Here is a 15,515-nt window from a genome sequence, read left to right as displayed (position 1 = left end):
TTAGCTCCAATTTATGCTGGATAATAGAAAAATTTGCTAAAGAATACCTTTGAGCGCCAGTATAAACCGAAGTTCCTGCACCATAATTCATAGTGTAAGACAACTCTGATCTATCAGTAATCCTGTAATGCAAAGCACCATTCAATTTTAGATTGCTTGCATTGTAATCTACTAAGTGTCTTTCGTCATACCCTGTTCGAGACACCACTTGATCAGGAAGGAAAGGAACAAAAGCTGCCAATCCATTGGCTTGAGCATTCTGTTGGAAGCCTGCAACATTTCTAAACAGACCAATATTGTTGGAAACCTCATCACCAAAAACATGAACTCTGTTTGCTCCAGGGTTGAAAGGTAGGTCTCCTTGATTTCCTCTGCTTAGGTCTGTTTGATCAGTGCCATGCCAATCCACTGCTTGCATGTATGATGCATTCACTTTAAAAGCTATTTTATTATTGAACGCCTTTGCATAGCGGATGGAACCTTCATACATCGGCTGTGGACTTGTAGGCTCGCCTGCACGTCCATTGATATGGTTTACTCCTTGCTTATAAAATGCACTCAAACCTTGGTATTCAAATGGACTCTTACTGTTTACCAATAAAATCCCATTAAAAGCATTTGGTCCATAAAGCGCTGAAGAGGATCCTGGAATAAACTCCACTGATTCCACATCCAACTCCGAAGGCCCATTGAGGTTACCAATTGGGAAGTTCAAAGCAGGAGCTTGTGTATCCATCCCATCAGTTAGCTGCACGAATCTAGTGTTGCCAGTAGAGTTGAACCCTCTAGCATTGATGATTTGGAAATTGATGGAAGACGTGGTCACATCTACACCTTTCAAATTAGCAATACCTTTGTAATAATTGTCAGCAGGAGTATCTCTGATCGCAAGAATATCCATTTTCTCTATGGAAACTGGAGATTTTAGGATACTCTCTTCAACTCTTGAAGCCGAGACTACCACTTCTTGACCTAGCATAAATTGCTCAGCGAGAGAGATTCGTAGATTCGAGACATTTTCCTGAGTGATTTCAACTTCCTGACTTGCAAAACCGACCATTGAAAAAATCAATGTCAGCGGTGGCGCTTGGTTCACACGAAGGTTAAAATTCCCTTGCATATCGGTAACTGTACCGATCACTTTTCCTTTTACCACTATATTCACCCCAATGAGTGTTTCTTTTGACCCTTCCTCAGTCACAGTACCAGAAATATTGGTACTCTGAGCAAAAACCGTAGATGTGCTAAAGGAAACTATGACAAATAGTGTAAAAACTACCAGCCATGCTCTTTTTGTAAAGTTTTGCATATGTTAATCTTGGGTTTATTGTTTAATTGCTTCAATCCTCCTAATAAAGACGAATTATTGTGAAAATTAGAGGAATTTCCGAATAATCCTTCATTTTTAACTAAAAAAATTAATTGAAAATATTTTGTTGTTTTGAAATTTCAAAAAAAAGATCCTGATAATCAGCCACTATAGATTAAATCCTTTTTTTAAAATTTATTAATTTTAGAAATTACCATACTACTCAAAAAAACAATCTCTCCACACTTTTGAAATGCAAATAAACGAAATCCAACTAAAAAGAGCATAGACTTATTTTTAACAAGAAAAAACCTCTTTGACTGAGTACAATTATTCAAAAATCAATTTTTAAATTGTTTCTCTGCCAAATCAATAAAAAAACTCCTACGCTTTATGCTCTCTGTAACTATTTGGTGAAAAATCAATGCTTAGTAGCATTGGACAGATGTATTTTTGATGTTTAATAAAATCTGTTTGAATATCAATTACAAATTCTGAAAGTTGTTAGAATGAGCTCAATTACTCGGTTCAAGTTACCCAGTTTTAAAAAAAATACAGTTAAATAATAAATCTAAAAGGTAAAAAGAACCAAAAAAAATCCCTGATGATGATCAGGGAAAATGATTATTTGGACGATTTTTTATTTTCTTCATTGACATGCTTGACCAACCTATCACAGAGTTCTTTCATTTCTTCAGAAATATATTCGTCTCCAGTAGCATTTAGGATTGTCTGGGCCATCCCCCCTAGAATATCTATATAGAATCTTTTCATTTCTACTACAGACATGTCTTCTGTCCAAAGATCAATTCTCAATGTACTGTGGTTTAGATTATCCCAAACATTCAAACTAATGCTTTTTGTAGTTTCCTCACCTTCGCCTTCTTTGTCTGAAGCATCCCATTGGATTGATTTTGGAAGATTCTTATCGTCAAGATTGATTTTAAACTTTATTTCTGAGCTTTTCATTACCTATTTTAATTGTATATCCGACAAAACTACAAAAGCAGAATCTAAGTTCCGAAGATGAGTTTGTTTTTGTTGTCTTGAAGTATTACTTGGTACTTTACTTTTACTGACATTTACTTTATTCAAGTTTACCAAGGGTTCAAAATCTTAATAACCATGAATCTTAAATCAATTAAATCGTAATTCAAGTAATGGTTATTTATCTTCTCCTTCTGTTGCGTTTATTTCATTGAAAAAAATGTTGTTAGCTTGGACTTTCCTCAAATAAAAAAGGTTCATTTAACCAAGAATTATGCATCAGAAAGCTCTTAATACTATTCTCTGAGTCCTCTACCATCCCAAACCTAAAAACTCATCTCCGGTATTTCTCCTTCTATCAGCATTCTCCCTTCTGTCTTATCGATTATTTCTTGAACAGACACGCCTGGTGCTCGCTCCAACAATCTAAAACCTCCTTCTGGAAGCACTTCTACTACTGCCAAATCTGTTACTATTTTTTTGACACACCTAATTCCTGTAATCGGAAGGGAGCATTCTTTCAGTAACTTGGATTGACCATCTTTGCTGCAATGCTGCATAGCCACAATAATATTTTCTGCGGATGCAACCAAATCCATAGCTCCACCCATTCCTTTGACCATTTTCCCAGGGATCTTCCAGTTGGCAATATCTCCATTCTCGGAAACTTCCATAGCTCCTAGAATAGTCAAATGAACATGACCTCCACGGATCATTGCAAAAGACTCTGAGGAGTTAAAAAGTGCAGATCCTTTGGACATGGTAATCGTCTGCTTTCCTGCATTGATCAAATCAGGATCAACTTTATCTTCGGTAGGAAAAGGGCCAATCCCCAAAAGTCCATTTTCAGACTGCAATACCACTTCCAAATCATCAGGAATATAGTTTGCCACCAAAGTCGGGATACCGATCCCCAAATTGATGTATTGGCCACTTTGCACTTCTTTGGCTATTCTTTGGGCTATTTGATCTTTATTGAGCATATCTAGAGTTATTTAGGGTCTTTTATAAATTAAGATTTTAGAAGGTAGATTTTAGATTAATTGAAATAAGGTGGAAATAATTTGAAATAGAGTAGAAATAAATGGAAATATTTCAACCTTATTTCGCCCCCAGGCATATTTCAACCTTATTTCGCGAAGCTTATTTCAACCATATTTCGTCAAAGATATATTTCTACTATATTTCACTTCCTAGAAACTGTCCTTTGTTCAATTCTTTTTTCGTAGTCTTTTCCTTGGAAAATCCTCTGTACATAAATACCTGGAGTATGGATTTCATTCGGGTTCAATTCTCCGGCTGGAACCAATTCTTCAACTTCAGCTATCGTTATTTTCCCTGCTGCTGCCATCATTGGGTTGAAATTTCTGGCCGTACCTTTGAAAATCAAGTTGCCAGCAGTATCACCTTTCCAAGCTTTTACAAATGCAAAATCAGCTTTCAACCACCTTTCCAAAAGATATAACTTCCCATCAAATTCTCGCAATTCCTTACCATCTGCAACTTCTGTCCCTACTCCTGCCGGTGTAAAAAATGCTGGAATTCCAGCTCCTCCTGCCCTTACTCGTTCGGCCAAAGTTCCTTGTGGGATAAGTTCCACTTCTAGCTCACCACTTAGCAATTGTCTTTCAAATTCTGCATTTTCACCCACATAGCTTGATATCATTTTTTTGACCATCCGCTTTTGAAGCATCAGTCCGATCCCAAAATCATCAACTCCTGCGTTGTTGGAAATACAAGTTAGGCCGTGAAGTTCTTTGTTCAGCAATGCTTTGATACTATTCTCAGGGATTCCTGAAAGACCAAATCCTCCAAACATCAAAACTGCATTGGAAAAAACATCGGCTACAGCCACTTCTGCGTTTGCTACTGTTTTATTGATCATACTTTGAAAGTTATTTTTGGGTTAATATGCTTATTGCTTTTTCTCTATCAGATTTGAGTTGACTTTTCAATTCTTCCAATCCTCCGAATTTGGTCTCAGGTCTGAGGTACTCTTTGATCAAGACAGTTATGCGCTTGTCATACAAATCACCTTCGAAATCAAAAAGGTTTACTTCAATACTACGGCTATTTCCGTTTACAGTTGGCCTATTGCCAATATTTAACATGCCCCTGAATACTTCTCCTTCCACATTGACTTCTACCGCATAAGCGCCGTCGGATGGAATTAGCTTGTAGTCATTTGGGACATGAATATTTGCCGTGGGAAATCCAATAGACCTGCCTAATTGCTGCCCTTTGATGATAATTCCATTGAGCTCGTAATCTCTACCAAGGTAATCATTTGCTATGTGGACTTTTCCATCTTCCAAAGCATGTCGGATTTTGGTACTTGATACTCCCACATTCTCCACATCCTCTCGTGAGATTTCCTCCAGCTCAAAAGCGTAATTTTGGATATTTTCCTTTAGGTAATCAAATCCTCCTTCTCTATTTTTCCCGAACCTATGGTCATAACCAATCACCAATTTTCTTGTTTGAATTTTGTCAATTATGATCTTCTGGATGAAATCTTCCGAACTAAGTTCAGAAAATTCTTTGGTAAACGGAATTGTAATCAAATGATCGATCCCAAATTGGCGTAACAATTTGGTTTTTTCTTCAAAAGTGGAAAGCAATTTCAAATTGTGCTCTGTTGGATACAGGACCAATCTAGGATGTGGCCAAAAAGTGATCAAAACAGTTTCCCCTCCAATTTCATCAGCTATAGTCCTGATTCTATGGAGGATTTTTTGATGGCCAAGGTGAACCCCATCAAAAGTGCCGCTAGTGACTACCGGATTATTGACAGGACCAAAATCCTCAATTCCTTCATAAATCCTCATTCATTCTTGCTTTAATTTTTTCAACCAACTCCCCTAGTTCTTCTGCATTTTCTAACTTGAATTCTCCTATTCTTGTTCGCTTCAATGCCGACATATAGGCGCCAACTTCCAGCTTCTCTCCAAGATCTCTCGCCAAGCTTCTGATGTAAGTCCCTTTGGAGCAAACAATTTTAAAATCAATCTCTGGCAGCTCAAACCTTGTGATTTCAAATTCGGATACTGTAACTGGACGTGGCTCCATTTTGACCTCAATTCCTTTTCTTGCCGATTCATAGACACGCTTACCATCTACTTTGATGGCAGAATGCATCGGTGGAACTTGTAAAATATCACCAGTCAATTCCGCTACAGCAGCTAGCAACATTTCTTTGGAAATGTGGGAAGGGTCTGCCACTTCTATGATTTCCTTTTCCCTATCGAAACTCTCTGTGGTTTTCCCCAAAACAAAAGTACCAGTGTACTCCTTTTCCTGCCCCATGTAGATATCGATACTTTTGGTTTTCTTACCGGCACACACAATCAAAAGCCCAGTAGCCAAAGGATCAAGTGTACCAGCATGGCCCACTTTTTTGATTCTTAGTGCATTCCTAACTTTTTTGACAACATCAAATGATGTCCATTCCAAAGGTTTATCAATCAAAAATACTTCTCCGTACGGTTCTTGTTCCTGCATTTTACAAATATAAGCCCACTACTATGGCTATCAAACCTACTATGGCGCAATAAATAGAAAAATAAGTCAATTTGCTTCTCCTTACCAAAGCAATCATCCATGTACAGGCAAAATATCCCGCCACGAATGCCGCGATAAAACCTGCTGACAAATAACCAAAACTCTCTGGATTATAAGCAAGTCCGCCATCCAAAATATCTTTAGCGATTTTTCCCAAGATCAATGGTACAACCATCAAAAAGGAAAATCGAGCTGCCTTAGACTTATCTATTCCCAATAACACGGACGTGGAGATCGTAGCTCCTGACCTAGAAATACCGGGTAGAATCGCAATAGCCTGCGATATCCCTACCAAAAAAGCATTGCCAAAACTGACTGGCTTGTCTGTGTTTTTTGCTTTGTCTGCCAAGTACAATAAAACCGCCGTCAATAAAAGCATGCATCCTACAAATACAATCTTTCCACCAAAAAACTGCTCTAGCTGATCGTTGAAAAACACACCTACTATGGCAGCTGGAATCATAGAAATGATTATTTTGATAGAAAACTTTGTTTCTTCATTCCATTTGAATTGGAACAAACCTTTGAAAATCTCTGCTAAATCCTTTCTAAATACCAAAATAGTAGATAATGCAGTGGCAAAATGGAGCACGACTGTAAACATCATACTCTCCTCAGGAAGCTTGGTGTCGCCCAATATGGCAGAACCCAATTCCAAATGCCCACTTGAAGAAACAGGCAAAAACTCCGTTAACCCTTGGATGATTCCAAGGATTATAGCATCTATAATATCCATGATTTATTTTTTCTCTGACTTGTAGAAAATGGCATAAAATTCAAAAATAAATCCAATGAGAGTGACTATTGGCCCAAGAGTCAATCCCATAAATCCAAATCCGTGGGGTTCAGGATCTAAGCCAATTATGGTAAATCCAACTACAATAATGGCTATTCCGATCAACATCAGAATGTAATTTTTCTTGGAAAAAGGTAAAGATTGATTGCTCATATTTTTAATAAAGTTCGTCCAAAGACATATTCAAGTATTTATTTACTGCTCTCAAAGTACTGAATACAGAAAGTAAAGCACCTACTACAATCAGTCCCCCAAAAAGCATATATAATAATTCATAATTCTGTAGCATAGCAAAACCGTCAATATTTGCTTTGGTATATTCGATGATCCCGAATAGTATAGCCGAAGCCAAAACTCCTGATAAAGCTCCAAAGAAAAATGCCCTACTCAGAAATGGCTGACGTATAAAACCTCTCGTGGCACCCACCAACTGCATACTTCTGATCAAAAACCGCTGTGAAAACAATGCCAACCTGATCGTATTGTTGATCAGCATGATGACGGTCACGATCAAAATAATGATAAAACCTCCCATCACCAAGCTCACTTTCAGCAGGTTTTCATTGATAGATTCTACCAAATCTGACATGTATGTCACTTCAAATACTCCATCCATATCCTGGATCTCTGTCACAATTTCTTGGATTTGTTCAGAAGTCTGATATTCTTCAGAAATGGCAATGGTATAACTGTCCCGAAGTGGGTTATCATTCAAGAATTTGGTGAAATCTTCCCCTGTATCTTCCAAAAAACTTGCGGCAGCCTCTTCTTGGGATATAAAAACCAAAGCAGCGCTATCTGCTTTTTGCATGATGTAAGGCTTTGCAGCTAGCAATTTTCCGATATTGGCTTTCTGCTTTTCTTCAATATTCTTATTAAGAAAAACCTGGATTTCAATATTCTCCCTGATGATTTTTGTAAGTGTCTTTGCTTGGATAAAAATCACCCCAAATAGGCCAACAATAAAAAGGGAAAGGGTTGTACTGAAGAGTACTGAGATAAATTTGAATTTACCGACTTTGGTCTTTTTCCTTGAATTGCCTTTCATATTGATTGAGATAGGGATTTCACCCTTTTTTTAAACAGATTGATATACCTTAAATGATAGAAGCACGAAAAAGGTAAACAAATTTGGTCAAAATTAATCAGGTTACTGTATATAACCAATCATATTCGATTTAATTGACTCGAATTACCTTTTCATTAGCAATAACGAAGGCTTGGTCTGATTTGGTACAAGTCATCTTGACCAATCCTGTGAATCTTCCAAAGGCTGGTAAAAGCAGTCTCCCTTCACTGTAGAAAAAGCAAGGCAAGGTGATTTTCTGTCTTCCTTTTCCACTCAGAGAAATCCCCGGATGGATATGTCCACACAAATTCACTTTTCCATTAGGCACAGATTCCATTGGTTCATGAGAAAGCACAAGTCCATGATACTCCAAAGGTTCTTCATGAATAATCCACTTTCCTGATTGATAGCAGGCAGCAGGCAAGATATCATGATTGCCTTTTACCAAATGAAAATTTACAGATGGAAACAATTCTATGAATTCTTCCAATACCCACCAAGAATCATTTAGATCAGAGTGGAACAAATCACCCAAAAAGTAAATATCATTTGGATTGAAATCTTGAATCAATTTACTGATCTTAGACAAATCATCATGATGCAAATATTCTGAAATCGGCACTCCCGCTTTTCTAAAATGTGCTGCCTTACCAAAATGTGGATCTGCGATAAAGATCGCTTCCAATGATTTGCAGTAGATGGCATTTTGAGGTAATAAAAATAAGCTAAAACCCAATGTCTCAAGCTTCAATTCATGACCATGATCTATTTCTAGCATTTTTATTGCTCTAATTCATTTAATAAAACGAGGATTAAACACACTTTTGAAAGCAAATTTGCAAACAAAGTAATTTGTTTTCGTTTTATAAAAGTATTATTATTCGATTAAGTATAACAACCTAAACTCAAAATATTATGAATTTGAAATTCTTGAAATTAAGTCTTGTCCTGATTTTCACTTTTTGTGGATCAGCAGTTTTTGCGCAAAATGCGGATGCAATTGTTGGGAAATGGTACAATACCGAAAAAGATGCACAAGTTGAAATCACCAAAGAGGGAAATAAGTATTCAGGAAAAATCGTATGGCTTGCCGAACCAACAGAAAATGGCAAGCCAAAGACTGATAAAAACAACAGTGATAAATCAAAGCGTGATCGACCAATCATGGGAATGAAGCTCCTCAATGGTTTTGAATACAAAGGAGGAGCATGGGAAGACGGAACCATCTACGATCCGAAAAACGGAAAAACCTATTCATGCATCATCAAAAAGAAGAATGATAAAACCTTGGAAGTGAGAGGTTATATAGGAATTTCTCTTGTAGGAAGGACTGTGGAGTGGACGAAGGTGGAATAATCACACTTCCCAAATCCCTTTGGGAACAAGTTCAAGGACGTTTCCAAAGGGATCTTCAAAATAAATGCTTTTTTGACCCTTTGACCATTCTTGTTCATGGGTAATTTCAATGCCACAATCAATCAATTTTTGTTTGGACTCTGAAAAATCTTCAGCGGATACTTCAAAAGCTATATGCTGCTTTCCTTTAGCAAAATGGGGAGGAAGGTTGGTTTCATTTTTGGTAACTTCAGGCAAAAAGCACAACAAAACTGAACTACCACATCGAAAAAAGATATGGCGATCATTGACTTTAGAAATCACTGGCATTGCGAGAGTTTCATGATAAAATTTCTCTGCTTGATCTATATCAGAAATGTAAAGACAGGTTTCTTTGATTTGAGTGTATTTCATATCTAAATTTAAAGTTTTAAATATGGGGCACAAAATAAATGCTGCGCAAACAATTTGATTTTCGATTGCCATGCTCAACGGCAGAAAAAAATACCCAGAAAAAATGCGGTAAAGAACAAGCTTCCTTACCGCATTTTATTCAAAAACGAACAACCAAATGCTCAAACTACCTCCACAGATTTTTGAATCTCCCTGAAAGCATATTCTATATCCTCTGCTGATACACTATCTGGTAAGGCGACGATAGAAACTCCTCCTTCTTCATTGAGCCTTGAGAAATTCTTTGGCTTTACCTTTCCTACTGTATAGTAATATCCGTCCAAGTGTATCGAATATTCTGGAGAGAAAACTACGCTGTCATTTTGTTCCAGTGACTTGCTTCTAAACAATACCCTCACCCCCAGATTCAAGAGTTTTTCGTCCAAAGGTTTATCAAAATTCACTTTCGAATAATTGTACGAGAAACCATTTCTGGCTTTGATCAAATCACCATAGACTGCTGCACCAGTAGGCAAGCTACCAGCTCCTTTTCCTAGATAAAACTGCTCTTGCAAGTGTTCTGAAACTATTTTTACGGCATTGTATTCATTTTCCACTCCAAAAAAGGAATTGGACTCTTCTACAAAAGTTGGTAAAATCTGTGCAGATATACCTCTGTAATCCTTGTCAGCTTTTGCCATCAATTTTATTTTTAAGCCTAATGCTTTTGCAAGGTTGATCTCTACATCACCCAAGTGCTGAATGCCAAAAGTAGCAATCTGCTCTTGTCCAACAAACTTCCCAAATGCATGCAAAATCAGGATATTCAGTTTGCTAGACACATCACTCCCATTGATATCAAAGCTTGGATCAGATTCTGCAAAACCCTTTTGCTGAGCCATTCTAAGTGCTTCTTCGAAGCTCAGGCCATTGTTGAAAATGCGAGAAAGTATATAATTGGAAGACCCATTGAGAATTCCTTCTAAGCTTATAATCGTATCCTCTTCAAAGTGGGTTTCCAGATTGGTAATCACAGGAATCCCTGCCGCAGCAGCCGCTTCATAAAGCAACTTCCCGCCAAACACCTTTTGCAGGCTGATCAACTCAGGAAGATGTGCAGAAAGTAATTTCTTGTTTGCAGAAATAACGGTAATCCCCCTTTTCAATGCCTCCGTAACATACTCATATGCTTCCTTTTCATCGGAAATCAACTCAAGAATATAGTCAGGGTTTTTATCAAAAACATCTTTTGCTGTATATGAGAATTTTATGTCAGAAGGTCTTCTTTTTTTCTGATCCTTCACGACAATGGTATCCGGCACCCATTGTTCTTTTTGTTTTTTGGCAATCTGATAGTAGCCTTGGCCAACTACTCCAAATCCGAAGAGTCCTATTCGCTTAGTCATCATTGTGTTCTAGGTAAAAAGAGCTGAGAATATATTTTAACTGTTCGTATTCTATTAGAAATGCATCATGTCCGTAAGAAGATTTGATCTCTCGATAGGTCCCTTTCTGAACATGATTGGCAATAAATTGTGATTCCTCTTTGAGGAAAAGTAAATCTTTATCAACGCCAATGGCGAGGACTCTTGAAGGGATTTGGGACAAAGCAAATGCTGCTCCACCCCTATTCCTTCCTATATCATGGCTATCCATCGTCTTGGTCAAAGTCCAATAAGACAAGGCATTGAACCGCTTGGCGAGTTTTTGCCCTTGATATCTCAAATAAGAGCTTGCTCTGTAGCCATCAGTTTTGTCAGCGTCATCAGCTTGGTTGTTTGCAAGGTTTTCTGGATGTCTGTAAGTCAACATAGCAATCGCTCTTGCTGCTTCCAGACCTTTTTTTCCAGCATCAGGATCATTTTGACCCCATGTTTGATCTGCTGCAATTGCCATTCTTTGCGTCTCATTGAAGCCTATCGTCCAAGGAGAAGTCTTGGCATTGCTAGCAAGAATGATTGTATTTCTGACTTTTTCTTGCAACACATAAGCCCACTCGATACCAACTTGACCACCAAGTGAACCTCCTATCAAGGTATGGATTTGATGAATCCCCAGGTCTAACCTGAGCAATTCCAATGCATTGGCCATATCCCTGGAAGTCAAGTTTGGAAAATCATAATAATATGGTATGCCCGTAACTGGATTTTCCGAAAGTGGCTGGGTAGAGCCATAACATGACCCCAATAAATTGGCGCAGATGATGAAGTATTTACTTGGATCATAAAACTTATCCTCGCCGATTATTCCTGACCACCATTCTTGCGCATTTGCATCACCTGTTAGTGCATGGATTACCCAAATCACATTGTCCTTTTTCGCATTTAACTGACCATGTGTGATAAAAGACAACTGCATGTCCTTTATTATTTCTTTGGATTCTAGTTGAAAATCTCCTTTATGGATAAAGGTCTCTTGCGCCATATCGATACTCAGGTAAGGGCTTTCTAAATTCATTGGATTTTGAAATGATGAATTAGTCTCCCGACAATTAGACTTTGTAAGATTTACAGGTTATTTTATTTGATCAAAAGCTTGTTGCAAGTCTGCTTTGATATCTTCAATGTGTTCTATACCCAATGAAAGTCTCAACAAAGTTGGCGTCACTCCCGCAGCTTTTTGTTCCTCTTCAGAGAGTTGCTGATGTGTAGTTGCTGAAGGTTGGATGATCAAGGTTTTTGCATCACCAACATTGGCAAGATGAGAAATCAATTCCAGCTTATTGATAAATTCAGAAGTGCTTTCTTTGTCTCCTTTGATCTCGAAACTCAATACACCACCAAAGCCGTTGGTAAGGTATTTATTAGCCAAATCATGGTAAGGAGAAGATTTCAATCCAGGATAATTCACTTTTTGAACTTGAGCATGCCCTTCTAGCCATTGAGCTATCGCAAGTGCATTCTCTACAGTTCTCTGAACTCTCAAAGAAAGTGTCTCTAGCCCTTGAAGCAACAAAAATGAATTGAATGGGCTCAATGCAGGACCAAAATCCCTCAGACCTTCAACTCTCGCTCTGATTGCAAATGCAATGTTTGGAAGTYCCAATGGATTATTTTCCCCGAAAACTTCCCAAAACTTCAATCCGTGATATCCTTCAGAAGGTTCAGTGAATTGTGGGAATTTCCCATTTCCCCAATTGAAATTTCCCCCATCTACAATGATCCCTCCTACTGAAGTCCCATGACCACCGATCCATTTTGTAGCTGAAGCAGTCACTACATTTGCTCCATGCTTCAAAGGTTTAAACAAATAGCCACCTGCACCAAAAGTATTATCCACTACAAGAGGGATTTCGTATTTTTGAGCCAAAGCTGCGATTGCTTCAAAATCAGGAATATTAAATTCAGGATTGCCTATCGTCTCAAGGTAAAGCGCCTTTGTTTTGTCATCTATCAAGGCTTCAAAATCTGCTACCGCATTTCCTTTTGCAAACCTTGCTTCGATACCGATTCTTTTGAAAGCCACTTTGAATTGGTTATAAGAACCGCCATAAAGGAATGATGTAGAAACAAAATTCTCACCTGCTTGCAGGATATTGTTCAAAGCCAAAAACTGAGCTGCCTGACCAGAACCAGTTGCCACAGCTGCCACTCCACCTTCCAAAGCTGCCACTCTCTGCTCAAAAACGTCCGTAGTAGGATTCATGATTCGGGTATAGATATTCCCAAATTCCTTCAAAGCAAAAAGGTTAGCTCCGTGTTCAGCGGAATTGAAAACATAAGAAGTCGTTTGATAAATTGGTACTGCCCTTGAATTAGTTGCAGTATCTGGGCTTTGTCCAGCATGAAGCTGTAAAGTGTCGAAATGATAATTTGCTGACATGATAAAATGGTTAAATTGGTTTGAGAATTACTTATCAATATTCTTTTTGAAGGGAACTGAAGAAGGAAACAGTTGGCAATAGGCAAAAATCACCTACACATGGGACATGCAAAAGAATCAAAACACATAGTGCATTGAACTTGACTTGTCAAATTTGAATTGTTGGATTGCCTGAAATTTGGAATATAAATCATCTTGTTAAGAATTTATATTTCCGAAGGAGGATATTCTCTTTCGGCAGGAATTGGCACCTTGGATTTTCCAGGTTGCCAGAGGGTCTTAGAGCCTGTCTCTCGTCTCTTCTGTATAAATCCCAACACCATAAAAAGTGATAGGATGCCACAAAGTAAATTCAGGAATTTTAAGAATCCAAGGAAACTCGAAGAAAAATTATTTAAAAATTGAAAATCTCCATTTTGAGATAGATAAGACATATCTGCTAAAGACTGGTCAAAAAAAGGTTATAACAAACTATCTTTCAATGAAATAATTAGTGTGTATCTCAAGAAAGCAACAAAAAATAAAATTCAGAATTTAAGAATGAATGGAAACTGAAAAAGCCCGCTCGAAAGCAGGCTTTAGTTTTTCTGAACAGTTTAATGCAACTTATTTTGGCATTAAGACAGAATCAATTACGTGAACTACGCCATTGCTTCCTTCAAGGTCAGCAGCGGTAACAGTAGCTCCATTGATCATCACCTTGCCATCCTTGATGCTTACAGTCAATTCCTGACCATTCAAAGTAGTCACAACTTGTCCGTCCGAAAGGTCACTTGACTTCACATTTCCAGACACTACATGGTAGGTCAAAACGCCAGTCAATTTTTCCTTATTCTCAGCTTTCAACAAGTCGTCAACAGCACCAGCTGGCAAAGCAGCAAATGCAGCGTTTGTAGGAGCGAACACAGTAAATGGACCACCACCATTCAAAGTCTCTACCAAACCAGCTGCAGAGACCGCAGCTACCAATGTAGTATGGTCTGGCGAACCAACTGCGATATCAACTACCGTATTTGGCGCTTCTTCTACTACAACTTCTTCCTCTACAATCTCCGTAGATTCTTCAGTCTCTGCAGGTTTGTTTTCACAACTTACTGCCAATACTACTGCACTACATACAGCAGCTAAAGTTAAAATTTTCAAAATTTTCATTTGTTTCTTTGTTTTATGATTCAACACAGACCAAACCTCAATTCCCTTAATAAGTTTTAATAAAGGAGAAATAATTGATGAAGGGTAAAAATTGAATACTTTTGTACTTACCAACGCTCACGAATGATGCCAGAAGAGAAAAAAGTACACGCTACTATCAAATCAGTCCTCCATCCAAGTAATAAACACAGGGAAAGGTATGATTTTCGAGCATTGATAGAAACTTTGCCAGCACTTCAAGAGTTCGTTTTCACCAATAAATATGGTGATGAGTCTGTGGATTTTTTCAACCCTGAGGCCGTAATAATGCTCAACAAGGCACTTTTGAAGCATTTTTATCAAATTGATCATTGGGAAATTCCGGAAAATTATCTTTGCCCACCTATACCAGGAAGAGCGGACTATATCCATTATATAGCTGATTTGATTATTGACAAAAATGACAAAAGTTCAAATCAGACTAAATGTCTGGATATCGGTGTTGGAGCAAACTGCATCTACCCAATTATTGGAGTTCAAGAATATGGATGGACCTTTGTAGGATCAGATATAGATCCGGAGGCTATCGAAGCAGCCCAAAAAATCATCAATTCAAATCCCCAATTAAAGAATAAAGTGTTTTTACGATTACAAACTAATCGCAGAAAGATCTTTGAGGAAATTATTCAAGCTGGTGAATTTTATGACGTCAGTATATGCAATCCGCCATTTCACGCTTCGGCAAAAGAAGCAAATGCAAGTTCTTTGAGAAAACTCAGCAATCTGAAAGGTGAAAAAGTAAAAAAAGCCACATTGAATTTTGGAGGTCAGAGCAATGAACTATGGTACGAGGGTGGCGAATTGAAGTTTTTGACTAATATGATCTATGAAAGCAGACGCTTTGGCAGACAGTGTCGCTGGTTTACAAGCTTGGTTTCAAAAGAGTCAAACCTTGCCAAACTTTACAAAACCTTGGATGCTGTCAATGTCAAATCAATAAAAACGATCGAAATGAGTCAAGGAAATAAAATCAGTAGAATTTTGGCTTGGAGTTTTGGGTGATTTCTGAATTTAACAAAGCTTATAAATTAATCTCCGTCATATTTGCTATT

The 15,515-nt window shown here is 37.8% G+C and carries 17 protein-coding genes and 1 riboswitch; of the genes, 2 read left to right on the top strand and 15 right to left on the bottom strand.

Annotation, left to right across the window (positions count from 1 at the left end):
* The 10 genes from MM213_RS13560 to pdeM all read right to left on the bottom strand — a co-directional run.
* The coding region (locus MM213_RS13560) for a carboxypeptidase-like regulatory domain-containing protein (protein ID WP_241413020.1) at positions 1 to 1,309 on the bottom strand (1,309 nt) is incomplete at its 3' end.
* Between the two features lie 624 nt (positions 1,310 to 1,933).
* Positions 1,934 to 2,278 carry a gliding motility protein GldC gene (gene gldC, locus MM213_RS13555; RefSeq protein ID WP_241413018.1) on the bottom strand — a complete coding sequence of 115 codons (345 nt, stop codon included), beginning with the start codon at positions 2,276 to 2,278 and terminating at the stop codon, positions 1,934 to 1,936.
* 344 nt (positions 2,279 to 2,622) lie between these two features.
* Positions 2,623 to 3,279 carry a 3-oxoacid CoA-transferase subunit B gene (locus MM213_RS13550; RefSeq protein ID WP_241413016.1) on the bottom strand — a complete coding sequence of 219 codons (657 nt, stop codon included), beginning with the start codon at positions 3,277 to 3,279 and terminating at the stop codon, positions 2,623 to 2,625.
* A 203-nt stretch (positions 3,280 to 3,482) separates the two neighbouring features.
* Positions 3,483 to 4,181: a CoA transferase subunit A gene (locus tag MM213_RS13545; protein ID WP_241413014.1), complete on the bottom strand. Its 699-nt coding sequence runs from the start codon at positions 4,179 to 4,181 to the stop codon at positions 3,483 to 3,485.
* A gap of 10 nt (positions 4,182 to 4,191) precedes the next feature.
* The gene (locus MM213_RS13540; RefSeq protein ID WP_241413012.1) at positions 4,192 to 5,124 is read right to left on the bottom strand and encodes a bifunctional riboflavin kinase/FAD synthetase; all 933 of its coding nucleotides are present in this window, start codon (positions 5,122 to 5,124) and stop codon (positions 4,192 to 4,194) included.
* On the bottom strand, positions 5,111 to 5,797 hold the full coding sequence (truB, locus tag MM213_RS13535) for a tRNA pseudouridine(55) synthase TruB (RefSeq protein ID WP_241413010.1): 687 nt from the start codon (positions 5,795 to 5,797) through the stop codon (positions 5,111 to 5,113). The genes MM213_RS13540 and truB overlap by 14 nt, the downstream gene beginning before the upstream one ends.
* A gap of 1 nt (position 5,798) precedes the next feature.
* Positions 5,799 to 6,593 carry an undecaprenyl-diphosphate phosphatase gene (locus MM213_RS13530; RefSeq protein ID WP_241413008.1) on the bottom strand — a complete coding sequence of 265 codons (795 nt, stop codon included), beginning with the start codon at positions 6,591 to 6,593 and terminating at the stop codon, positions 5,799 to 5,801.
* A gap of 3 nt (positions 6,594 to 6,596) precedes the next feature.
* Complete coding sequence (locus MM213_RS13525; RefSeq protein ID WP_241413006.1) at positions 6,597 to 6,806, bottom strand: DUF3098 domain-containing protein; 210 nt, start codon at positions 6,804 to 6,806, stop codon at positions 6,597 to 6,599.
* A gap of 4 nt (positions 6,807 to 6,810) precedes the next feature.
* Positions 6,811 to 7,701, bottom strand: coding sequence for a cell division protein FtsX (locus MM213_RS13520; protein ID WP_241413004.1), 891 nt, complete (start codon positions 7,699 to 7,701; stop codon positions 6,811 to 6,813).
* Between the two features lie 130 nt (positions 7,702 to 7,831).
* Complete coding sequence (pdeM, locus tag MM213_RS13515) at positions 7,832 to 8,500, bottom strand: ligase-associated DNA damage response endonuclease PdeM (RefSeq protein ID WP_241413002.1); 669 nt, start codon at positions 8,498 to 8,500, stop codon at positions 7,832 to 7,834.
* A gap of 137 nt (positions 8,501 to 8,637) precedes the next feature.
* On the opposite strand from pdeM, the gene MM213_RS13510 reads away from it, so the two are divergent.
* Positions 8,638 to 9,078, top strand: a complete 441-nt coding sequence (locus MM213_RS13510; protein WP_241274954.1) for a DUF2147 domain-containing protein — start codon at positions 8,638 to 8,640, stop codon at positions 9,076 to 9,078.
* Here the strand turns inward: MM213_RS13510 and MM213_RS13505 are convergent, their stop codons facing one another.
* The 5 genes from MM213_RS13505 to MM213_RS13485 form a co-directional block, all read right to left on the bottom strand.
* Complete coding sequence (locus MM213_RS13505; protein WP_241413025.1) at positions 9,079 to 9,471, bottom strand: VOC family protein; 393 nt, start codon at positions 9,469 to 9,471, stop codon at positions 9,079 to 9,081. It lies immediately after the preceding gene.
* A gap of 161 nt (positions 9,472 to 9,632) precedes the next feature.
* The gene (locus tag MM213_RS13500) at positions 9,633 to 10,859 is read right to left on the bottom strand and encodes a homoserine dehydrogenase (RefSeq protein WP_241413001.1); all 1,227 of its coding nucleotides are present in this window, start codon (positions 10,857 to 10,859) and stop codon (positions 9,633 to 9,635) included.
* Complete coding sequence (locus tag MM213_RS13495) at positions 10,849 to 11,907, bottom strand: homoserine O-acetyltransferase family protein (RefSeq protein WP_241412997.1); 1,059 nt, start codon at positions 11,905 to 11,907, stop codon at positions 10,849 to 10,851. Before MM213_RS13495 ends, MM213_RS13500 begins: the two co-directional genes overlap by 11 nt.
* A 57-nt stretch (positions 11,908 to 11,964) precedes the next feature.
* Positions 11,965 to 13,272, bottom strand: a complete 1,308-nt coding sequence (locus MM213_RS13490) for an O-acetylhomoserine aminocarboxypropyltransferase/cysteine synthase family protein (RefSeq protein ID WP_241412995.1) — start codon at positions 13,270 to 13,272, stop codon at positions 11,965 to 11,967.
* Positions 13,273 to 13,475: 203 nt separating this feature from the next.
* A riboswitch (SAM riboswitch) is annotated at positions 13,476 to 13,585 on the bottom strand.
* A gap of 293 nt (positions 13,586 to 13,878) precedes the next feature.
* Positions 13,879 to 14,424 (bottom strand): fasciclin domain-containing protein, encoded by a 546-nt coding sequence (locus MM213_RS13485; RefSeq protein WP_241412991.1) that lies wholly within the window; start codon positions 14,422 to 14,424, stop codon positions 13,879 to 13,881.
* A 123-nt stretch (positions 14,425 to 14,547) separates the two neighbouring features.
* On the opposite strand from MM213_RS13485, the gene rlmF reads away from it, so the two are divergent.
* Positions 14,548 to 15,465: a 23S rRNA (adenine(1618)-N(6))-methyltransferase RlmF gene (gene rlmF, locus MM213_RS13480; RefSeq protein WP_439647567.1), complete on the top strand. Its 918-nt coding sequence runs from the start codon at positions 14,548 to 14,550 to the stop codon at positions 15,463 to 15,465.
* The last annotated feature ends 50 nt before the right edge of the window (positions 15,466 to 15,515 follow it).

Origin of the sequence: Belliella alkalica, from assembly GCF_022549785.1 — a bacterium.
In the GTDB taxonomy this organism is placed as follows: domain Bacteria; phylum Bacteroidota; class Bacteroidia; order Cytophagales; family Cyclobacteriaceae; genus Belliella; species Belliella alkalica.
The sequence above is the reverse complement of the archived record's forward strand: the minus strand, read 5'-3'. Positions and strand labels throughout refer to the sequence as shown.